20 protein-coding genes and 1 pseudogene are annotated in these 20990 nt (G+C 45.6%); 11 read left to right on the forward strand and 10 right to left on the reverse strand.

All coding sequences use genetic code 11. The features are described from left to right. Positions 1-339 precede the first annotated feature (339 nt). From B092_RS0112735 to B092_RS0112755, 5 genes are all read right to left on the reverse strand, one after another. Entirely contained in the window at positions 340-1557 is a 1218-nt protein-coding gene (locus B092_RS0112735) for a porin (RefSeq protein WP_018575611.1), read from the reverse strand. A gap of 537 nt (positions 1558-2094) precedes the next feature. Further along, on the reverse strand, positions 2095-3273 hold the full coding sequence (locus tag B092_RS0112740) for a porin (protein WP_026253783.1): 1179 nt from the start codon (positions 3271-3273) through the stop codon (positions 2095-2097). Between the two features lie 203 nt (positions 3274-3476). Beyond that, entirely contained in the window at positions 3477-3929 is a 453-nt protein-coding gene (gene azu, locus B092_RS0112745) for an azurin (protein WP_018575613.1), read from the reverse strand. A gap of 216 nt (positions 3930-4145) precedes the next feature. Further along, entirely contained in the window at positions 4146-5096 is a 951-nt protein-coding gene (ispH, locus tag B092_RS0112750) for a 4-hydroxy-3-methylbut-2-enyl diphosphate reductase (protein ID WP_018575614.1), read from the reverse strand. Between the two features lie 2 nt (positions 5097-5098). Next, entirely contained in the window at positions 5099-5584 is a 486-nt protein-coding gene (locus B092_RS0112755; RefSeq protein WP_018575615.1) for an FKBP-type peptidyl-prolyl cis-trans isomerase, read from the reverse strand. A gap of 34 nt (positions 5585-5618) precedes the next feature. Here B092_RS0112755 and radC point away from each other — a divergent pair, with 34 nt between their 5' ends. Then, a complete protein-coding gene (radC, locus tag B092_RS0112760) occupies positions 5619-6296 on the forward strand; it encodes a RadC family protein (RefSeq protein WP_018575616.1) in 678 nt (225 codons plus the stop codon). 2 nt (positions 6297-6298) lie between these two features. Here the strand turns inward: radC and nagB are convergent, their stop codons facing one another. Continuing rightward, complete coding sequence (gene nagB, locus B092_RS0112765) at positions 6299-7048, reverse strand: glucosamine-6-phosphate deaminase (protein WP_018575617.1); 750 nt, start codon at positions 7046-7048, stop codon at positions 6299-6301. Positions 7049-7206: 158 nt separating this feature from the next. Here nagB and B092_RS0112770 point away from each other — a divergent pair, with 158 nt between their 5' ends. The 7 genes from B092_RS0112770 (at position 7207) to rpmG (ending at position 13240) form a co-directional block, all read left to right on the forward strand. Further along, on the forward strand, positions 7207-7527 hold the full coding sequence (locus B092_RS0112770; RefSeq protein ID WP_018575618.1) for a hypothetical protein: 321 nt from the start codon (positions 7207-7209) through the stop codon (positions 7525-7527). Between the two features lie 197 nt (positions 7528-7724). After that, the gene (locus B092_RS0112775; RefSeq protein ID WP_018575619.1) at positions 7725-7985 is read left to right on the forward strand and encodes a type B 50S ribosomal protein L31; all 261 of its coding nucleotides are present in this window, start codon (positions 7725-7727) and stop codon (positions 7983-7985) included. A gap of 207 nt (positions 7986-8192) precedes the next feature. Next, positions 8193-9974 carry an ArnT family glycosyltransferase gene (locus tag B092_RS0112780; RefSeq protein WP_018575620.1) on the forward strand — a complete coding sequence of 594 codons (1782 nt, stop codon included), beginning with the start codon at positions 8193-8195 and terminating at the stop codon, positions 9972-9974. Positions 9975-10001: 27 nt separating this feature from the next. Continuing rightward, a complete protein-coding gene (locus B092_RS0112785) occupies positions 10002-11417 on the forward strand; it encodes an MATE family efflux transporter (RefSeq protein WP_018575621.1) in 1416 nt (471 codons plus the stop codon). Next, the gene (locus tag B092_RS0112790) at positions 11392-12588 is read left to right on the forward strand and encodes a multidrug effflux MFS transporter (protein WP_026253786.1); all 1197 of its coding nucleotides are present in this window, start codon (positions 11392-11394) and stop codon (positions 12586-12588) included. Before B092_RS0112785 ends, B092_RS0112790 begins: the two co-directional genes overlap by 26 nt. Positions 12589-12784: 196 nt before the next feature. Then, on the forward strand, positions 12785-13021 hold the full coding sequence (gene rpmB, locus B092_RS0112795) for a 50S ribosomal protein L28 (protein WP_018575623.1): 237 nt from the start codon (positions 12785-12787) through the stop codon (positions 13019-13021). A 51-nt stretch (positions 13022-13072) separates the two neighbouring features. After that, positions 13073-13240 carry a 50S ribosomal protein L33 gene (gene rpmG, locus B092_RS0112800; RefSeq protein WP_018575624.1) on the forward strand — a complete coding sequence of 56 codons (168 nt, stop codon included), beginning with the start codon at positions 13073-13075 and terminating at the stop codon, positions 13238-13240. Positions 13241-13316: 76 nt separating this feature from the next. On the opposite strand, the gene B092_RS0112805 is transcribed toward rpmG, so the two are convergent. Next, positions 13317-15110: an aminopeptidase P family protein gene (locus B092_RS0112805; protein ID WP_018575625.1), complete on the reverse strand. Its 1794-nt coding sequence runs from the start codon at positions 15108-15110 to the stop codon at positions 13317-13319. Positions 15111-15168: 58 nt separating this feature from the next. On the opposite strand from B092_RS0112805, the gene B092_RS0112810 reads away from it, so the two are divergent. After that, positions 15169-15543: a DUF423 domain-containing protein gene (locus B092_RS0112810; RefSeq protein WP_232244148.1), complete on the forward strand. Its 375-nt coding sequence runs from the start codon at positions 15169-15171 to the stop codon at positions 15541-15543. Positions 15544-15624: 81 nt separating this feature from the next. On the opposite strand, the gene B092_RS0112815 is transcribed toward B092_RS0112810, so the two are convergent. Together B092_RS0112815 and B092_RS0112820 are read right to left on the reverse strand one after the other, a co-directional pair. Continuing rightward, entirely contained in the window at positions 15625-16269 is a 645-nt protein-coding gene (locus B092_RS0112815; protein WP_018575627.1) for a 3-oxoacid CoA-transferase subunit B, read from the reverse strand. A gap of 14 nt (positions 16270-16283) precedes the next feature. Continuing rightward, positions 16284-16982, reverse strand: a complete 699-nt coding sequence (locus tag B092_RS0112820) for a CoA transferase subunit A (protein ID WP_018575628.1) — start codon at positions 16980-16982, stop codon at positions 16284-16286. Between the two features lie 366 nt (positions 16983-17348). Between B092_RS0112820 and B092_RS0112825 the strand changes: the two genes are divergently transcribed. Next, positions 17349-19013 (forward strand): electron transfer flavoprotein-ubiquinone oxidoreductase, encoded by a 1665-nt coding sequence (locus B092_RS0112825; protein WP_018575629.1) that lies wholly within the window; start codon positions 17349-17351, stop codon positions 19011-19013. A gap of 632 nt (positions 19014-19645) precedes the next feature. Continuing rightward, positions 19646-20251, forward strand: a complete 606-nt coding sequence (locus tag B092_RS0112835; RefSeq protein ID WP_040608614.1) for a C40 family peptidase — start codon at positions 19646-19648, stop codon at positions 20249-20251. A gap of 119 nt (positions 20252-20370) precedes the next feature. Here B092_RS0112835 and B092_RS15965 read toward each other — a convergent pair. Further along, positions 20371-20990, reverse strand: a pseudogene (locus tag B092_RS15965) (RNA-guided endonuclease IscB); the annotation flags it as partial.

The raw sequence follows: 20990 nt of genomic DNA on the forward strand, positions 1-20990 counted from the left end.
ACTTTTCTATTGTATCATTTTCTAACACCCTAAGGGTAGTTAGAATATTGCTAAAGCATTACAAAACCCGACTATTAATTGTAAATACACAGCACCTAAGTGGCGAAGTAGATAGCTGAACACCACAAGCGACGACGTTACAATAAAATTCAAAGATTTCGTATTGTGTTGTAAATTACACCAAGTTATTGACTAGGCAATGATACGACAGATTAGTAATTAGAGAAAAGAGAACAATCAGAACAGATCAGAAATAGGAACAGAAAGACAAATGTAAAAAGCCACTCCGAAGAGTGGCTTTTTTAGCTATTTATCTACACGGTTAGACCATGCGGATAATTAGAAACGGTGTTGTAAACCGATAATCGCTTGAGTGCGCTTAGTTTCAACTTCATGGCTAGTGCGATTGTTGTCTAAATCAGACCAACCGTAAGAAGCTACACCGTAAACAGAGGTACGCTTAGATAAAGCGTGACGGTAACCTAAAGCAAAGTTATGAGTCTTAGCCTTTAACTTACCAGCAACACCATTAATAGTTACTTTATCGTTATCAGCAACTGAGCCAGCGTAAGAGAACATTACCTTACCGGCATCACCCACAGGAGCAGACAAACCTGCCAACCAAGAGTGCTGAGTGTAACCATCACCGAAGAACTCATTACCACCTAAACCAGTAGTGTAGAAATCATAAGCCTCACCAACACCATAAGCTGTTAAAGCAGGGTTAGAGATAGAGCCGTCTTTTTGACCACCGTACAATAAGTGCAACTTAACTACGTCGAAATCATACGTACCACCGATGTTCCAAGCTTTAGTCTTACGATCAATTTCGTTCTTGATGTTGCCAACAGTTCTTGTATCTTCGTTTCTTAAGTAATCAAAGCTACCACCAACATATAAGGCACCAGCAGTGTAACCTAAACCAAAGGTAACACCAGTTTGGGTATTTTCTTCCTTAACAGTAGGAGCACCAAAACCTTTAGTCTTAACGTCCTTGTCACTGTAAACAAGACCCAAACCGGCTTGGAAACCAGCAAAGTTAGGCGTTACATATTTGATTACGCTGTCGTAACGGTCAGATACTGAACCACCAAATACATTTTCCATACCAGCAAAACCCCAGCCAGTACCGAATGGATCGATAGGAGCTACGAAGGCATCACCGGCGTTATACTGACGACCGATGGTGAAGGTACCCCAGCTATCACCAGTTAAACCAACATAGGCTTGACGACCGAATAAACGACCATCTTGTTGAGATCTACCGTTCATCACATCAAAACCGCTCTCTAATACGAAGATAGCAGATGTACCGTTACCTAAGTCTTCAGAGCCTTTTAAACCCCAACGGCTACCGTTTTGAACACCGCTGTGACCACCAATTTTATTAGTAGTGATTTTACCATTTTGAGTAGCAGTACCGCCCTTGAACTTGGCTTCCTCTTGCTGGTAACCGTAACCAGCATCAACGATACCGTATAAAGTGACAGATGATTCTGCGTGAGCAACGCCGGCGAAACCGGTAACAAGAGCTGCAGCTAGCAAAGTCTTTTTCATTTGTTAAATCTCCGTAGATTTGAGTAATTAGAACAGTATCTGCAATATTCACTTGTCAGAATGACTGCCCTCTAAATTTTCCACAAAGGGAAGATGTGTTTATTGCACCAAATTTTGAGCTACTTGACTACTACTAAACTCAAAATCTGCCCTTTTTTGCTGTTTTAGTTTAGCTTCTGTTGCCGCATGACAACAAAGACACCCTAAACTGAAACAACTTCTAGTTCTAGCTGTACCGCCACTCATCTTAAGAAATTACATTAAGTTAAGTTGCTAATTACTTAATAGCCGAACTAGAACAACAACTGTAGTTTAACGCGCCTAAACTCAAAAACAACAGTTTCGTTGTAAAAAAAACACAAAAACAACGATTTTCGTATCAAAAACACAACAAAGCATCCCTTTTGCTCAGATTTAACAACACCTAAATCACATCAATACCGTCTTTGCTACTTAGCTCATAAAGAAAAGCCACTCTTCTAGAGAGTGGCTTTTCAACTTATTAATTTAGCTTCTACCTATAAGGCATAGGATTGATTAGAAGCGATGCTGCAAACCGACAATAGCTTGTGTCGCAGTCACTTTGACTTTACCAGTACCATTGGCTAAGTGACGCTCTTTACCCTCAGACCAACCATAAGTAGCAACACCATACACCGATGTGCGCTTAGATAAATTATGGCGATAGCCTAAACCAAAGTTATGTGACTTCACTTTAAAATTATCCGCCACTTCTTCATTTTTAACCACATTACCGGCATAAGAGAACATCAAGTTACCTGCATCACCCACCGGCGCCGTGATACCGGCCAACCAAGAATGCTGCTTCAAACCGTCACCATCAAAACCTGTGGTAACAATCGGCGCATCTGCTGCCACTCTAGCAGCGAACATACCCACACCACCGATCGAGCCATCACGCTGACCGCCATACAACAAATGAAGCTTAGCTACATCAAAGTCGTAAGTACCACCGATGTTCCACGCTTTTGTCTTATGTCTGCTATCAATAGGAGTCGGGAGCGCATCAGGGTCTCTATCTTTTTGATCAATGTAATCAAAGGTAGCACCGATATAGATAGGACCGTTAGAGTAGCTCAAACCAGTAGACACACCCACTCTGCGGCTGGTGACCTTGTAATCACCGAACGATCCGCTATATTTAGTCTCGCTATCATCATGCACAGCGGACACACCAAACTTGAAGCCACCAAGATTTGGAGTCATGTACTTAATCGAGCTGTCATAGCGATCAAAAATCGAGTTGCCGAAAATGCTGTTTGCAGCTGCAAAACCACCCCCGGTACCAAAAGGATCAATAGGCGCTACAAATGTCTCACCGGCGTTATACTGACGACCGATACTGAAAGTACCCCAGTTTTCGCTAGTTAGACCAACTAAGGCTTGGCGACCAAACAAACGACCACCTTGAATGGACTCACCATTTGCAAGATCAAAACCGCTTTCCAAAATAAAGATAGCTGAGGTACCGTTACCTAAATCTTCAGAGCCCTTTAGACCCCAGCGGTTACCATTCATCACACCGCTATGTACGTTAATATTGCTCCGCTTGATCTTACCGTGCTCATACGCACCACGACGCTTTGTTTCGGTATGTTGGTAACCATAGCCTGCATCGACTAAGCCATATAGAGTGACAGATGACTCTGCCTGTGAGACACCGGCCATACCAACTAGAATTGCTGCCGCTAGCAAAGTTTTTTTGACGAATTAAATCTCCGACTGTTTTTATATTAGTGTTTAGTTTATTGCATTTATGTTACATTTCATCAAAAAAACAGTCGCAAACGGACTGCTTTAAGCAAGCGCAACCTCTGACAAGATCACAAAAGGCACAACCAAACTTGATTGTGCCTTTTAATAGTAACTAAACAACAAGCGTCATCAGCGCCAAGCAATTAGTCAACTAACTTGATATCGCCCTTCATGATGGCAAAGTGACCAGGGAAGGTGCAGAAGAAGGTATACTCCTCGCCTTCAGCTAAATCAGCAGGCTTAAAGGTAGTAGAAGAAGTCTCGCCACCACCGATCATTTCTGTGTGAGCAACGATACGCTCGTCGTCTTTGTTTAGGTAGTCGTTAGCCGGACCTGCAGCAGCGGCTTCAGTGGCAATAGCTTGTGCATCAGCAGCTTTAGAAACAACAACGTTATGACCCATGGCTGCTTTTGGAAGATTACCAACGTGCTTCAAGTTGATAGTTACTTCGTCACATGACTTGCTGACAGAAATCTCTTTGGTATTGAACTGCATCATGTCGTTAGCTTCGATATCGATCGCGCAGTCAGCAGCCATCGCCGGTGCAGCAGCGAAAGATAATAAAGCAGTTAAAGCTAATGTTTTTAATTTCATAGTATTTACTCCTTGAGAGTGGTAAATCAAATAAAAGCTATTTGAGTATTGATTACTAGTAATCGTATCACTAATAAATAAACTACTTGCCTACATAATAGTAACAATTTCTAAAACAAGCACTGTCACTAAACACACCCTCTATGATAAGGGCTGTCTACTTAATTTCAAGTAAAAACCCTAATAAAGACTTGAGTTTCGTCAAAGCAATGTCGATTAACCTTCTACCATCTTACGAGAAAGCTCTCGTGGCAGCGGAAAAGACACATTCTCCTCAATACCTCGCATTTTACGCACAGAAATAGCGCCCAGCGACTTAAGGCGAGCAATCACATCTTGAACCAGCACCTCCGGCGCCGACGCTCCGGCTGTAATACCAATACGCTGCGCGCCCGCAAGCCATTGCGGATCGATACACTCCGGACCATCTACCAAATAAGAAGGACAACCCAAACGCTCAGCCACCTCACGCAAACGGTTAGAGTTGGAGCTGTTAATGCTACCTACGACAAAAAAGACATCACAATCGGGCGCCATCAACTTCACAGCGTCCTGACGATTTTGTGTGGCATAACAAATATCGCTCTTTTTGGGCTCAATAATATTAGGAAAACGCACCTTGAGCGCTGCCGTCACCGCTGCCGCATCATCTACTGATAACGTCGTTTGAGTTACTACCGCTAAACTATCAGGATCATTAACGACTAAATTAGCGACATCCTCAGGTGTCTCGACCAAATGAATTAAGCCATCGGACTGACCTAAGGTACCCTCAACCTCCGGGTGACCACGATGGCCAATCATCACCACCTCACGATTATCTCGGTGCATTTTTTTAACTTCCATATGCACCTTAGTCACCAGTGGGCAGGTCGCATCAAAGACCTGTAAACCACGGCGCTCAGCTTCTTCACGCACAGCAAGAGCCACACCGTGAGCTGAAAACACTACGATTGACCCCGCAGGCGCTTCGTCCAGCTCCTCAATAAAGATAGCCCCCTTATCGCGCAGTGAATCCACTACAAAGCGATTATGCACAATCTCATGGCGCACATAAATCGGCGCCCCATGAATCTCTAACGCCCGCTCGACAATATCGATCGCACGATCGACACCGGCACAGAAACCGCGGGGCTCTGCCAAATAAATCTCTGCATCTTGAGGCATGATTACATCACTCCTAAAATCTCTACATCCACCTTGAGATCTAAGCCACTCAAGGGATGATTAAAATCAAATAGGGCCTTATCACCCTCCCAGCCCTTAAACACACCGGAATACTTACTGCCGTTGGGGGCAGCAAACTCAACCACCTCATCGGCTTCAAACTCAGAGCCCACACCCGCATGCTCAACCAGCATTTGCTTAGTTAAGTAGATCAATAAATCCGGATTACGCTCACCATAAGCATGCGAAGCAACCACATGATAGGTCAGAAGATCGCCCTCTTTTAAACCAATCAGTGGCTCTTCAAGACCCGCCAACCACTGACCGGAACCCATCAACAGGGTCGCAGGATTGGTATCGAAGGTCTCAATAAACACCTGCCCCCTACCCTCACCCGAATCGATACTGATTCGGTAATGCAAGGTGACATATGATTCTGCATGGACAATATTACTCACTTTTGTTTTTTCCCTGAGGCCTTGGCCCATAGTTAAGTTTTACCAACCACTTATTGTACCTAAAATGAACACTCAACACGTCTTTCACAATCAAGAACGCCCCAGAGAGCGCTTATTGCAGCATGGCCCCAAGGTACTCACCACCCCCGAATTACTGGCTGTCGTACTTGGCACCGGCGCCAAGGGGCGTGACGCCGTAAAATTCAGCGCTGATCTACTGGAGCAGTTTAGTGGCCTACGCAACCTATTGGCCGCTGAGCACAAAAGCCTGCGCAATGTTAAGGGGATGGGCGATGCCAAGATCTGCCAATTACAAGCAATTAACGAACTTGCCTGCCGCAGCATGGAGGAGGAACTGCGTCGCAGTGACACCCTAAGCAATTCTCAACTAGTAAAGCGCTATTGCATCAATCGACTGGGTCACCTTGGCGTAGAGCATTGTATTGCGATATATCTGGATGCCCGTTATCAGCTCATTTGCTGCAAAGAGGTATCCAGAGGCACGCTCACCAAGACGTCAGTATACCCCCGCGAGGTGGCAATCGACGCCTTAAAGCTTAATGCCGCTGCGGTTATTCTCTCGCACAACCACCCATCAGGCGTGGCTGAGGCCAGCGATTCCGACATTCGCCTGACAAAGCATTTGCAAAAAGCACTGGCACTGATTGATGTCAGCCTGTTAGACCATATTGTCGTCAGCGGCAAAGAAGCATCCTCGATGTCTGAACAGGGACTATTTTAAACTTACTCAACAAACTCACAAGCAGCTGCAGGTAGCAAAGCCGCTGCTTTTTTATCAATAATAAATAAGGTATTAGGATGATCCTTGAGCATGGAAGCTGGCATCTGCTCATCGACCTCGCTCTCATATAAATCAAGCATCACCTGTGCTTTGTTATCACCGGTGGCAATAAAAACGATTTGCTTAGCCTCCATGATATCTCGCATACCCATGGTAATTGCCTGAGTTGGCACCTCATCCATTGAATCAAAGAAGCGACCATTATCAATACGTGTCGTCTCACTTAATTCGACAACATGCGTGCGACTATCAAATGACGTACCCGGCTCATTAAAGCCGATATGACCATTAGTGCCCACACCTAATAACTGCAAATCAATCCCGCCATGATCCGCAATTTTTTGTGAATACTCTTGGCAATGGGCGTCAACATTTTCCGGCACCCCATTAGGTAAGAAGTTTTTGTGCGCATCAAAACCCAAATGCTTAAATAAATGCTGATTCATGTAGTAGTGATAGCTCTGAGGATGCTCGTGTGATAAACCGATGTACTCGTCCAAATTAAAAGAGGTAATTTGTGACACATCAAGCGCCTGTTGTTTGGCATCAACACAAAACTGGTGATATAACGGCTCCATCGTGCTACCTGTCGCCAGACCCAACACCGATTGAGGTTTAGTTTTAATTAAGTTGATAAAACGCTCACTAAGGTATTGAGCAATGGCTTGCGGATCGTTAAATACTAGAAACATGATGGTAGCAACATAAAGATGAGTAGATAGAAATTATAAATTAATACAATGCCTTTGGAAAAGCACAGCACAGAATAGTCAAAAATATGACAGTTATTCTGTAAAAAAACTGCTCAAATTGTTAGTGTGACAAAGTTTAGCTTAAAAGGATAGCCACTGTGAGACACCAAGTTACCATCATTTTTAACTTACATCAGACCTTAGAGTTTAGCTTGCATGATCTGGATCTAAGTGATGCAGCGATTGAATCAGCGCAGCAATGGCTTTACAACAAATGGGAAGAGCTGGAGTGCGAGCCTTTTCGCCCCAGCGGCAAGGTCTTATTATTAGACCGCATCTTGGGCATTGCCCAAGAAGTGGGGTACCATCAACTAAAAGATCGTGATGACATTGCAGAAAATTTTGCCAAACAAATCGCCACGGCACTGGAATCGACCAATGTCGTCATCGATATCCCTGCCCTGACTGTCGGCTCTTAGTTTTGTGACATTTTATTTAGTGACAGGCACCCAAACACAGCAAATAGACTTTTTTCCAACAACAAATCAGGCATTTAGCTAAATCCTCTTTTAATTTACAGCGGATTTTGTTAGACTATGCGGCTATTAACTCGGATACGTGGCCTACATATGGTATGTGAGGTTGGCGACCCAATCGAAAAATATACGGACTTATCATGAAAGAAGGTATTCACCCTGATTACCGCGATGTGGCTTTCTTAGACCAACAAACCGGTAACCATGTAATTATTCGCTCTACAGCTCCTACTCGCGAAACCATCGAAATCGACGGTGAGACTTACCCTCTATACAAATGTGATGTGACTTCTGAGTCTCATCCTTTCTATACGGGTGCACAAACTCGCGTGGTTGAAGCTGGCCGCGTTGAGCGCTTCCGTAATCGTTACGCCAGAACAGCCGGCGCGATTAAGAAGTAAGCAATTACGTATCATCTGCAGTTACTGCCTTGATGACACACTGAGAAGCTTCTCTTATTATGTTAAGAGAAGCTTTTTTTATGCAGTACCCTCTTATGCAGGGGAAATTAGCTGTTTAATCAGCTTTTCACACTGAGAGAGCTTCTCTATCCTCTTTAGTATAAAATAATTCCATCCTTTCACTCACTTGTATTTTTTAGGCTTTCCGTGGTTTTAGAAGAAAGAAAAACACCTGCCCGTTTGACCGCCCCCACCGCAAGCAAGTTACCTAGACAAGCCTTACTTTGGGTCGGCTTAGCATATGTCCTGTTTGGTCTATTTTTTAGAGACGCTTGGAAAACTGACGACGCCGTCGGACTGGCCACCATATTAACCGCCCTCAACCAAGGGGAGGGAGCGCTCCTTGCGCCCTATGTCGGCCATTTTCCGGTGATTAATTATGGTCCGTTATTGATTTGGATTGCTTATCTTTTTGAGCTGCTTTTTAGCCCAATTTTCGGACTTTGGATGAGCCCTCTGGATGCTCAAATCACCGCAGCCAAACTACCTAATTTGCTTTATTTTTATGTCATCTTATATGGCGTATGGTATGGCTGCTACTTATTAGCGCGACGTCCTGAGTGTCAACCCCTCCCGCTACCCTTTGGCGGCGAGCCTAATCCACGCGACTACGGTCGCATGCTGGCTGATTGTGCATTTTTATTTCTCGTGGCGTGCTTTGGCATTATCATGCGCATGCACGAAACCACCTATATCCCACTTCTCATGGCGTGCCATTCGCTGGCTTTTTATGGCTTTGTGCGAATTTTTGAACTACCTAGGCAGGGCTTTTTTTTCTTAATTGCCGGCTTAGCCGGTAGCTTTTTTGCTGCCGGTTTGATCGGCGTATTCCCGCCGCTCGTCGCAACATTACTATTGCTCACTTACCGTTTTTATGGCAAGGTTCAAAAACAAGCGATTTTATTTGCACTGGCTATCAGTGCAATCATCTGCTTACCATGGATACTGACTATTTATCGCACGCAAAGCGACTGGTTATCTGCCTGGGTAGACTATAACCAACTCGCTTTTAGTGGCTATGGCCGCAGCTTTCTTAATACGCTACGCGATTTAGCTTGGTTCTTACTGCCTCTCTGGCCTTTTGCAGTCTATGCTTTATGGCAATGGCGTCGCTGGTTTAAAGCACCTCATATCTTTATTCCAAGCGTATTTATTATCACTAACTTACTCCTACTCTTTTTCTTAAAAAGTAGCTTTGAGCCGGAATACGCTACCCTAGTAGCCCCAATGGCCGTTTTGGCCGCCATGTCAATCCCGACGCTACGTCGCAACCTAATCAATGCGCTTGATTGGTATTCAATCATGATGAACACGCTTGCCATCGTCGTCATTTGGCTGGGCTGGATCGCTTTATACCTTGGTTGGCCGACAAAGATTCACGGTAACATTGCCCGCTTAGTACCGGGCTTTGAGCTGCAATTTCACTGGTTGGCACTGTTATTCGGTGTGGCGATTAGCGTTCTGTGGGTGGTTGCCATTAACTGGCGCTTACGCCTCAAGCCTGAAGCGCTATGGCGCGGCATTGTACTCTTTGCGATTGGCATCACCTTGTCGTGGTTACTCATCGTCACGCTCTGGATGCCGGCCGTCAACTACAACCGCAGTTATAACTCTGTCGCTTATGAACTCGCAGAAGCAATCAATGATAATGTCCAAGCAGGTGAATGCTTAGGAAGCATTGGTCTTGGCGATGGGCAACGCGCGCTCTTTTACATATACGGCGAGACAGTGTTTGCATCGCATAGTCATTGTCGCTGGATCCTGACACAAACCAATGAAAAACGTAATGTGCATTTAGATGATTTATCTTCCCGCTTACCGGAAGTTGATCTACTGACTAATGGGGTTATCATTTGGCAAGGAAGTCGTGATAGTGACCGCCACGGTGAAATCTTCCGACTGATTTCCTTGCCTGATAAATTCGAGTAAGACAAGCAACCGTCACGGCACAACACAATGCAACAGCCTAATAAAGCAGATTTCACTCTGCCTAACATCCGAGTCACTGCACTCGCGCAAAAGATTTTGCGACAGGTCTGGCCGATCTTAATCAGCCAGTGGGTTGGTGTTGCTTTTGCTATTATTGATAGCGTCATGCTGGGCAACTTCAGCGTGCAAGCCTTACAAACCATCTCTTTAGCTGCCTCCATCTATGTGACCATTGTCATTAGTCTGATGGGGGTGATACACGCACTGATCCCTATCTTTTCTCAAGCCATTGGCGCAAATAAAAATGAAGAGGTGGGCGAGCTCTTTGGTCAAGGCATTTGGGTTTCGCTACTCATCACTGTCATCGGCGCCATTGCTTTGCTACGACCGGACTTTTTAATCAATTTAGCCGGTGACTTATCCCCTGAAGTGAGAACGGATGTCACTAACTACTTACGCTATACGTTTTATGGCTTAGCGCCCGCCCTCATCTTTCGTGTCGTTTACTCGGTATGTACCGCAAGTCAGCGGGCCAGTACCGTCATGTACTTGAGTATCGCCAGTATCCCACTGAAGCTTTTTATTAACTGGTTACTGATTTTCGGTCATGCAGGTTTTGCAACGATGGGCAGTGACGGCGCGGGCATTTCAACTGCGGTTGTCTCTTGGTTTCAACTCATCGTCGGTCTAGCGATTTTATATACCGATCCCTTTTATAAACGCTATCACCTACGCCTCTCACGACCTAAGTTAGCTCGTATTGCAGAGATTCTGCGCCTTGGTATCCCGATGGGTGCTTCCTATTTGGTGGAGATTTGCTCTTTTACCTTTATCACTCTGTTTGTCGCCAGAGAAGGAGCGCATGTATCCGGTGGTCATCAGATTTTATCAAATCTCATTTCCTTTACCTACATGATCCCGATGTCTATCGGTATTGCTACCGCAGCCCTAGCCGCTCGCGCGCTCGGCGCCAAGGACTGGCAAACGGCTCATCGCAGTATCATGGCCGGTTTTATCCTCGCCCTCATTGGTGCCGCCATCACCATTAGCGTGGTCATTTTAACTAAGCAACAGATTATCGGTCTTTACACCAAAGATTGGCAGGTCAGCCTCATCGCCGGCGGCCTATTGACTTTCTTCCCGATTATTCACCTGTGGGATTCCCTACAATGTCTCAATACCTATGTATTACGAGCTCATAAAATTGCCACGGTACCGTTTATCTTACAAACGATTTGCTTGTTAGGGTTGGGGATTGGTGTAGGCTATTACTTTGGATTCGGTCCCGCCAGTGGTGGTTTAACTTTTATCACAAATGTACTGATTCCCAATTCAACCACGGGTCTTGCTAGCCTATGGCTAATGAATTCAGTAAGCTTAATGGTTTGTTCTATCGTTTTACATAGTTGGTATTGGCATGTCTACAAAAAAAGCAAGGTTTAGTGTTCCTCTGTGGCTCCTGATAATGGCGGTATTAGCCATTGTCGGTCCAGCCACGATTGACATGTACCTATCTACCTTTCCCATCATTGCTGAAGATTTTCAAGTCCCTCCACCACGCATTGAATTAACTGTATCAGCCTTTTTGTTTGGTCTGTCTTTTTCACAACTGGTTGTCGGTCCCATCACCGATCGATACGGACGCAAGTACCCTCTACTACTTGGCGCTTGTCTGTATGTGGGTGCCAGTCTGATATGTGCCTACGCAGCAAGTTTTAATTTTTTAATGTTGGGACGTGTTTTACAAGCTTTTGGTGCCGCCTACTTTATGACCATTTCCAGAGCGGTAATTCGTGATCACTACAGCACCCAAGACGCTGCCAACGCCATGACCATCCTGATGCTTTTAACAGGCTTAGCCCCTGTAGTTGCGCCTATTATCGGTGCGCTGTTGGCAGACTACACCGGCTGGCGTGGTTTGTTTTTAATACTGGCGGCTTACGGTATCGCATCTTTTTTTCTAGTGACGTTTTTCTTTAAAGAATCGCTGTCGTTAGATAATCGCCTGCCGATCAGTCCAAAAAGCATTATCAGTAATTATGCCGGCCTCCTTGTCGATCGCAGTTTCATCGGTTTCGCGCTAGCAGGCGGCTTTAGCGTGGGCGGAATGTTTGCTTTTATTGCTTCTTCATCCACGGTACTCATGGAAACCTTCGGTTTAGGCCCTCAAGGTTTCGCTCGTAGCTTTGCGCTGATCGCCTTTGGACTTATGGTGGGATCGCAACTTTGTGGCGTTTTATTGCGCCGTGGCATACCTGCTATCAGCCTTTATCGATTAGCTGCTTATTGGACTGTATTGGTATTAGGACTTGGCGTTTTACTTTCGCTGACCGACATGATGAGCTTAACCACATTTATGTCGATTATGTTTGCCTTTACCGTCGGTTTGGGCTTAATTAACCCCACCGCACCGGTCTTGGCCCTAAATAAACAAGGACATCGCTTGGGCATGGCATCTGCATTGGCCGGTGCGACGCTATTTATCTTCGGCACGCTTTCCAGTGCCATTGTCAGCCACTGGCACGACGGCACCGAACTACCATTATTGACAACCATGTTTTTATTTCTTTGCTTGGCTTTGTTCTTTGGTCGTGTCGTAGCCAAACTGCATTAAGCTGTTGCTGAAATACAGCATTTACGTAGGTAAGCGCATATTTTTAATGCACAGACTACCTTAAGTGATTGATTTATCCGGCAATTCAGGTTATTATCATCGATTACCCGCGACTCATCATGTGGGTATCTAAGAAGGCCGGCTTGGGCCAACAACCAAGTCTTTAAATCAACGATGTAATTAACGAGGTATAACCATGGCTAGAGTCTGCCAAGTAACCGGTAAGCGCCCAATGACCGGTAATAAAGTTTCACACGCGCAAAACAAAACAAAGCGTCGCTTCCTACCTAATCTACAGTCTCGCCGTTTCTGGGTTGAGAGTGAAAATCGTTGGGTTCGCCTACGTATTTCTACCAGCGCGCTACGCACGATTGACAAAAAAGGTATTGATGCCGTTTTAGCCGAAATGCGTGCTAATGGCCAAAGCGTTTAAGCGCCGGTCCAGCATCTTTTTTTAGCATTTTTACATTTATAGGAATAAATCATGGCTAAGGGTAATCGCGAGAAAATCAAATTAGAATCAACTGCCGGCACTGGGCACTTCTACACAACCACTAAAAACAAGCGCAACACGCCTGACAAAATGGTTTTCAAAAAGTACGATCCGGTTGTTCGCAAGCACGTTGAGTACAAAGAAGTTCGACTCAAGTAGTCTACAGAACTAAAAAAGCTTCTCTTTAATAGAGAAGCTTTTTTTATGGTTACTCATTTAATTTAATCAATAGCGATTAGACCGCTTCGGTACGCGCTACTAACCACTGCCTAGCTGCACCTTCGACCCGCGGCAACAAACGCTCACGCACTTCCAAATGATAGTTATTGAGCCATTCTCTTTCATCTTCACGCAATAAGCCTAACTCAATACAACGCGTATCGATAGGACACAGGGTCAGTGTCTCAAAGCGTAAAAAATCACCAAATTCAGTCGTCATCGCCGGCTGGTTTAAGACGAGATTTTCGATACGCACCCCCCATTGACCCGCACGATAAAGGCCCGGTTCATTTGAGGTAATCATCCCCTCTTTCATCTCCATATTAGGACGACCAAAGCCATAGTGCGAAATACTTTGCGGCCCTTCGTGAACATTAAGAAAGTAGCCGACTCCATGGCCTGTACCATGACCGAAATCCAAACCTGCCTGCCACAAAGGTAAGCGTGCAATTGCATCTAAATTTGGCGCCGGCTCATCGACCGGAAAAACCGCCATCGATAAGTTAATCATGGCTTTTAACACCAAGGTATAATCTCTTTTGTGCGAGTCGCTGATATTACCTATGGGCACCACGCGCGTAATGTCTGTCGTACCGTCAAGGTATTGTCCACCCGAATCAATCAATAAAAGACCGTCACCCGACAGCTCCGCATACGCCTCCGGCAACGCTCGATAATGCGGCAAGGCACCATTCGCATTAAAACCGGCAATGGTCGCAAAACTTGGCGACACAAAGCCTTCTTGACGCGCTCGGGCGGCCGTAATCATCTCATCAACATCTAATTCAGATACTGTGTCACCGGCCTCTAAACGCTGCTCAAACGCGGCAAAAAACTCACATAAAGCCGCACCATCCTTTTCCATCGCTTGGCGAATATGCGCAATTTCCTTATCGTTTTTGGCTGCCTTAAGGCGTTGTGAAGGATTTAAAGCCAGTACCGCTTGCTCTATATAGGGCTCACAAATCGTCCAAGCCGTGCGCGCCGCATCAATCAAGAGCGTCGTCTGCTCATCTGCTAAGAGCCTTGCAAGCTCTGTGCTGACTGCCTCATAAGGGCGCAGCGTCACGCCATCAGTCGCCAGCCCTTGGACTAAAGACGCGGACAATTTGGTTGGGTCAACAAATAGCAGCACTTGATCGTCAGTCACTATCATGTGGGATAAAAACACCGGGTTGTACTCGACATCACTGCCACGGAGATTGAGCAACCAAGCAATATCATCTAAAGAAGAGATTAAATGCACATCGCTTTCCAGCGTTCGCATTGCCTCACGAACTTGATGGATTTTCTGTTGGCGCGGCAGGCCGGCATACTTAGCATCATGCTCATAAATAGCTGCCTGTGGCAGTGCCGGCCGTGCATCCCAAAAAGCATCAAGCAATTCATGCGTAACAAGCAACTCAAGCTCTGCCTGCCCTAAGCTTTCTTCGAGCGCCAAGGCTTGAGCCACACTCAGCGCCAAGCCATTAACTCCAACGGTCTGAGTCGCAGTCAGCTGCTCTTTTAGCCACTCATCAAGACTTGGCGTACCCTGTGCGCCTAGCTTCATCAACTCAATACCAGAACCTTGGAGCTGCGCCTCGGCTTGTACCCAATAGCGACTGTCTGTCCATAGTGCTGCTTTATCCTGTGTCACCGCCATATACGCAGCGGAACCGGTAAAGCCACTTAAATACTCGCGCTGTGACCAATGGGCCGGTAAATACTCAGATAAATGCGGATCAGCCGTATAAACTAACCACGCATCAAGCGCGTGAGCTTGCATTTGCTCTCGTAATGCCTCAATTCGTTGTGGAACACTTAACATCTTCATCTCAGTTTAGTTAAAATTTATCAACTCGAAACAGACTATTTTAAAGGATCAGATGATGATGCGTTTATTCATTATTTTAGCAGGTGCATTTGGCTTTTTAGCTGTGGCATTAGGTGCTTTTGGTGCCCATGGCTTACAAAAAATTGTGGCACCCGAACAATTAGCCGTTTGGCATACCGGCGTACAGTATCAGATGTACCATAGCTTAGCCTTATTGGCTGTTGCCCTGTTAGCCCTAAGCTATATCAACCCGGTGATTGCCGGCTGGGCCGGTTGGGCGTTTGTGATTGGTATCTTGTTATTTTCAGGTAGCCTGTATGCCATTGTCGTACTCGGCATTAGAAATCTGGGTTTAATAACCCCCATAGGCGGCGTCTTTTTCCTTATTGGCTGGATACTACTGGCGGTCGCTGCCATCAAAAAATAGCAACCATTAAAAAAGCGGTAGGGACATCATGAAGTCCACCACCGCTTTTAACAACTTACTGCAGTCAGTCGAGTCAGGTGATTAGGCTTGAATTAAGGTCACGCCGGTTTTTTCTTGCATTTCCTCAAAAGTCACTTCCGGTGCTAACTCAATCACCTTGAGACCATCCTCTGTTACCTTAATCACACCGAGGTCAGTGATGATCAAATCAACCACACTTACCGCGGTTAATGGCAAGTCACACTCAGGCAGAATCTTCAGTGACTCTGAGCCGTCTTTGCCCTTGGCCACATGGTCCATCACTACCACCACACGCTGTACACCGGCGACTAAATCCATCGCACCGCCCATGCCTTTGACCATCTTGCCGGGAATCATCCAGTTTGCTAAATCCCCTTTTTCTGATACCTGCATGGCACCTAAAATTGCCAGGTTAATCTTACCGCCGCGAATCATGGCAAATGAATCAGCCGAAGAGAAGAAAGAAGAGCCCGGGATTGTCGTCACAGTTTGCTTACCGGCATTAATCAAATCCGCATCAACCTCTTGCTCGGTCGGGAACGGACCAATACCGAGCAAGCCATTTTCAGATTGGAGCCACACGGTAATATCATCTGCCACATAATTGGAAACCAAAGTAGGAATACCAATACCTAAATTTACATAGAAGCCATCTTCTAATTCCTGAGCTGCACGCGCAGCCATTTGATCACGAGTCCATGCCATTGCTAATCCTCCTCTTAAGCTTGGCGCAAGGTGCGCTGTTCGATACGTTTTTCCGGGCTGCTATTAACCACGATGCGGTGAACATAAATACCCGGTAAGTGGATATGATCCGGATCTAACTCACCGATCTCAACCACCTCTTCAACCTCAACCACAGTGATCTTGCCAGCGGTGGCCACATTAGGGTTGAAATTTCGCGCCGTTTTATTAAAAATTAAATTACCGCTTCGATCGGCGACCTTGGCTTTGACCAGAGACACATCAGGCACCAAAGCGGTCTCCATGATGTAACGCTTGCCATTAAACTCGCGCTCTTCTTTGCCCTCAGCAACTAGTGTGCCGACACCTGCAGGTGTAAAAAATGCCGGAATACCGGCACCGCCCGCACGTAAACGCTCTGCTAAGGTACCCTGAGGATTAAACTCCAGCTCTAATTCACCGGATAGATACTGACGCTCAAACTCTTTGTTCTCACCAACATAAGAGGCGATCATTTTTTTGATTTGTCGAGTGGCCAATAACAAACCTAAGCCAAAATCATCAACGCCGGCGTTGTTACTTACACACGTAAGATCCTTAACGCCGCTATCACGCAAAGCTGCAATTAAAGCCTCTGGGATGCCGCATAAACCGAAACCACCTACACCGATCATCTGACCATCAGCCACAACTCCCTCCAATGCAGCGGTGGCACTTTCGTATACCTTGTCCATATTTCTCCTAGTTAACCCAATCAGTGGGAATAATGATGATGAAAATAACAGCTATCTTATACACAATAAGATAGCTCTAATCATCGCACAAATATCGGAAAGTTTAGCAAGTTTATACGCCGATTGTAATGCGCATTAGCCCTAAGCTCTCAATTTTCAAAAGCCTCACTTCTAGAGATATAAACCCGGCAAGCACTGGAACAGTGTCTTTTATATGATAGTTCATAGTAAAATATGAGTTTAACTTTAAATTTATTTATAGTTGCCCGGCCACTTGATAGGTCTTTATAAGGGCTATTTATTAAGATTTTATTATTATAAATTTTAACCGATCTAGGTATAAGAACTAACAATAGGAGCAGAGGAATGAGCGAACGTGAATCCATGGAGTTTGATGTAGTTATCGTGGGTGGAGGTCCAGCAGGACTCGCGACAGCGATACGTCTAAAGCAACTTGCTACAGAGAGCAATCAAGACATCGAAATCTGTTTGGTCGAAAAAGGTGGCGAGGTGGGTGCACATATACTCTCAGGCGCCATCATGGATCCTATCGCACTGGATGAACTAATTCCCGACTGGAAGGAGCGAGGCGCCCCGCTCAATGTTGAAGTCACTGAGGATCAGTTTCTTTTCCTAAGCGAAAAAGGTGCTAAAAAAACGCCTAACTTTTTCCTACCGGACAATTTCAAAAACCACGGCAACTACATTGTTCGCTTGGGTGACGTGACCAAATGGCTCGGTGAGCAAGCTGAAGAGCTCGGGGTCAATATTTTTGCAGGCTTCGCTGCCACTGAGGTCCTCTACGATGAGCGTGGCGCGGTTAAAGGTATCGCCACAGGTGACATGGGTATCAATCGCGACGGCACACACTCGGACAACTACACGCCGGGCTATGAGCTACTGGCAAAATACACGGTTTTTGCCGAGGGTTCACGTGGGCAACTGGGTCGTGAGTTAATCGCTAAATTTAACCTTGATAAAGACGCTGATCCTCAGAGCTATGGTATCGGCATCAAGGAAATGTGGGAAGTCGCCCCGGAACAGTCAAAGCCCGGCTTAGCGATTCACACCTCAGGCTGGCCTTTAGATACTAAAACCTACGGTGGCACGTTTTTATATCACCTCGATAACAACATCGTGGTGGTCGGCATGGTGGTCGGCTTAGATTACGCTAACCCCTACTTATCCCCATTTGAAGAGTTCCAGCGCTTTAAAACGCATCCGAGTATTCGCACCACCTTTGAGGGTGGTAAGCGCATTGGCTACGGTGCACGCGCCATTACAGCCGGTGGTTTATTATCACTACCGGAGCTTGTTTTCCCGGGTGGCGCCCTTGTTGGCTGTGAAGCCGGTTTCCTTAATGCCTCTCGTATTAAAGGCAGCCACGCCGCAATCAAAACAGGTAAGCTCTGCGCCGAAGCCATTTTCGATGCGCTACAAAGCGTTGATACCACTTCCGAAGACACGGTTTACCCTGTACTTAACGCCTACCCCAAGGCCTTCAAGGAGTCCTGGTTACACGAAGAGCTTAACAAGTCGCGTAACTTCAAGCAATGGTTCAAAAAGGGCTTATATGTGGGTGCCCTCATGACCGGCATTGAGCAATGGCTTTTAAAAGGCAAAATGCCATGGACAATTCACCGCACCAAGGCCGACCATGAGTACTTAAAACCTGCCGCCGAGTGCACTAAGATCGACTACCCAAAGCCTGATGGTAAGCTGACCTTTGACCGCCTCGGCTCGGTCTTCCTATCCAGCACGCACCATGATGATAATCAGCCAATACACTTGACGCTCAAAGATGCTTCCATACCTGTCAAGGTCAACTTAGATAAATACGCCGGTCCTGAGCAGCGCTACTGCCCTGCCGGTGTGTATGAGTTTATCAAGGATGATGACGGTCAAGATCAACTACAGATTAATGCAGAGAACTGTGTACACTGTAAGACCTGTGACATCAAAGACCCAACGCAAAACATTGTCTGGGTCGCTCCACAAGGTGGCGAAGGACCTGTTTACTCCGGTATGTAGTATTGGGATGTATTGTATTGCTTTAACTTAAAACTAAAGCCACCTGCTATTGATTAGCAGGTGGCTTTTCGATGCTTATTTGCTGCGCGCGCACAAAAAAATGCTGCATTTGAAAAAAAATAATTTTCATATATAAACAAGCACTTAACCTACCATATTAAGAAAACACATTAAATGCTTAACAAAAAGAATTAAAACACTGTTGTATGATTGAGACAACAACTTTTTTGCTTTAGACTTCTTTTTAATATCACTTAACACTTCAATCAAAAAAGCTTAAAGCCTCATAAACAAAGGCTATCAACAATAAATAAAAAAACTATCACCAAACTCAAAATAAAATCCAGTTAATTTATTCTTAAAAACAGTTACAACCTCAGTGAAATCACGCTTGCAGCTTACAATTTAAAGACATAAAGATCGGTTAAAAACCTTGTAAGTAGTGGTTATTTTATATAAAATCATGATTACTTGCTTGCAAGTGAAAACCTTACTATTCTAATTATATTGTTACCATTTTCTGTGATATGTCGATATTAAACTTTGCAAAATCACATGGGTTTCAGGTTTTCTGCCAAAAATTATTTATTCCAGCCGGACTAATTGCAGGACTGACATTTAGCGGTGTCAGCTTGGCAGACAATCAAAGAGACGCCATCGGCGAGCTGATTACTCAATCCAGCCAATCAAGCAGTTCCCCAATTCATACCATTTCCCTTAATAGTTCCCCTACTGATACTGAGTGGACAGCTGACCTCAGCGACCCAATCGGTCAATTACTGAGTCAGACTCAAGCTGAATTTGGTGGCAAGGGTGCTACCCTTCAACTAACAACTCCGACGACAGCGTCTAACGAACTAGCTCAAGGCGTTTTAAACTACCTAGGCGTGCGCTATCGCTTTGGCGGTACCTCACCAAGCAATGGCTTTGATTGCAGCGGTTTAATCCACTACGTAGCTAACAAGCACCTAGGCATCGATATTCCTCGCATTGCCGCTTCACAAGCCAAAATTGGCACTGCCGTTGATCGTAGCGAATTACTCCCCGGTGATTTAGTATTTTTTAATACCCGTGGCGCGCGCAACTCTCACGTTGGTGTGTACTTAGGTAACAATGAATTTGTTCACGCTCCTCGCTCCGGCGCTGTTGTGCGCGTCGAGAAAATCAGTGCATACTGGGATAAGCGTTGGAACGGTGCCCGCCGTCTGAGTAATTCAAAGACCACAACCCACTTCTAGCTTTTGGGTTCCAGTATTTGGGTAGTGTTTTTAAACACTAGCACACCATTTTAAAAAAGCTTCTAAATAATTTTAGAAGCTTTTTTTCATTCCATCATTCCATCATGCCATCCTATTCATCAAGATGTTGTGCGAGACACCCCGTCATTGATGGCGGGGAGGGATAGCACGGGTCACGCAGTGACCCCCTTTGTTTCTCGCGCCTCCTAAATGTTAGAAGCTATCTATTCGGGTGGAGTAACCGTAGCCATCGCCCCGTTGAATCAGGGTACAGTAGCGATGGCTAATGCCTTGTATCAGACTTTGAGCGGTTTGGATGTTAAAACTGCCCGAGGCTCTAACGGCAACACGGCCTACATAGGTGCCGATTTTTTTGCCTTGAGTCACCACGGCCTTCACACGATCACCCGTCTGAAAGCCATGAATCTGCTTTTGTCGGGTTAAATAGCCTCGTGGAAAGCCAAAGCGATTCAAGCGGGTGCGTTGGTAGCTGCCGCGNCCGGTGGCTTTAATGACTAAGGTGGGTTTTTGCCACTGTTTAACGTGACCTACCTCGCCAACACAGACCGCATCTAAGGCATGNGTTTTAGGCATTTGCAAACGCGTGCGATTAAATTTCGTTAAGCCGCCTGAGCCTGTATTGACTGGCAATCCCGTTGCCTTAAGCGCATTAAGCAGCTTCCATCGCGTGGTGTTAACGGCAGCGGCATTCCGCAAGGGGCGTTTGGCTTGAGCTTGA

The sequence above is a fragment of the Oligella ureolytica DSM 18253 genome (assembly GCF_000373745.1).
Classification (GTDB): domain Bacteria; phylum Pseudomonadota; class Gammaproteobacteria; order Burkholderiales; family Burkholderiaceae_B; genus Oligella; species Oligella ureolytica.

Coding starts and splice junctions, on each gene's coding strand:
- B092_RS0112735 (WP_018575611.1), bottom strand. CDS start 1,557: ATGAAAAAGACTTTGCTAGCTGCAGCTCTTGTTACCGGTTTCGCCGGC.
- azu (WP_018575613.1), bottom strand. CDS start 3,929: ATGAAATTAAAAACATTAGCTTTAACTGCTTTATTATCTTTCGCTGCT.
- ispH (WP_018575614.1), bottom strand. CDS start 5,096: ATGCCTCAAGATGCAGAGATTTATTTGGCAGAGCCCCGCGGTTTCTGT.
- B092_RS0112755 (WP_018575615.1), bottom strand. CDS start 5,584: ATGGGCCAAGGCCTCAGGGAAAAAACAAAAGTGAGTAATATTGTCCAT.
- radC (WP_018575616.1), top strand. CDS start 5,619: ATGAACACTCAACACGTCTTTCACAATCAAGAACGCCCCAGAGAGCGC.
- nagB (WP_018575617.1), bottom strand. CDS start 7,048: ATGTTTCTAGTATTTAACGATCCGCAAGCCATTGCTCAATACCTTAGT.
- B092_RS0112775 (WP_018575619.1), top strand. CDS start 7,725: ATGAAAGAAGGTATTCACCCTGATTACCGCGATGTGGCTTTCTTAGAC.
- B092_RS0112785 (WP_018575621.1), top strand. CDS start 10,002: ATGCAACAGCCTAATAAAGCAGATTTCACTCTGCCTAACATCCGAGTC.
- B092_RS0112790 (WP_026253786.1), top strand. CDS start 11,392: ATGTCTACAAAAAAAGCAAGGTTTAGTGTTCCTCTGTGGCTCCTGATA.
- rpmB (WP_018575623.1), top strand. CDS start 12,785: ATGGCTAGAGTCTGCCAAGTAACCGGTAAGCGCCCAATGACCGGTAAT.
- rpmG (WP_018575624.1), top strand. CDS start 13,073: ATGGCTAAGGGTAATCGCGAGAAAATCAAATTAGAATCAACTGCCGGC.
- B092_RS0112805 (WP_018575625.1), bottom strand. CDS start 15,110: ATGTTAAGTGTTCCACAACGAATTGAGGCATTACGAGAGCAAATGCAA.
- B092_RS0112810 (WP_232244148.1), top strand. CDS start 15,169: ATGATGATGCGTTTATTCATTATTTTAGCAGGTGCATTTGGCTTTTTA.
- B092_RS0112815 (WP_018575627.1), bottom strand. CDS start 16,269: ATGGCATGGACTCGTGATCAAATGGCTGCGCGTGCAGCTCAGGAATTA.
- B092_RS0112820 (WP_018575628.1), bottom strand. CDS start 16,982: ATGGACAAGGTATACGAAAGTGCCACCGCTGCATTGGAGGGAGTTGTG.
- B092_RS0112825 (WP_018575629.1), top strand. CDS start 17,349: ATGAGCGAACGTGAATCCATGGAGTTTGATGTAGTTATCGTGGGTGGA.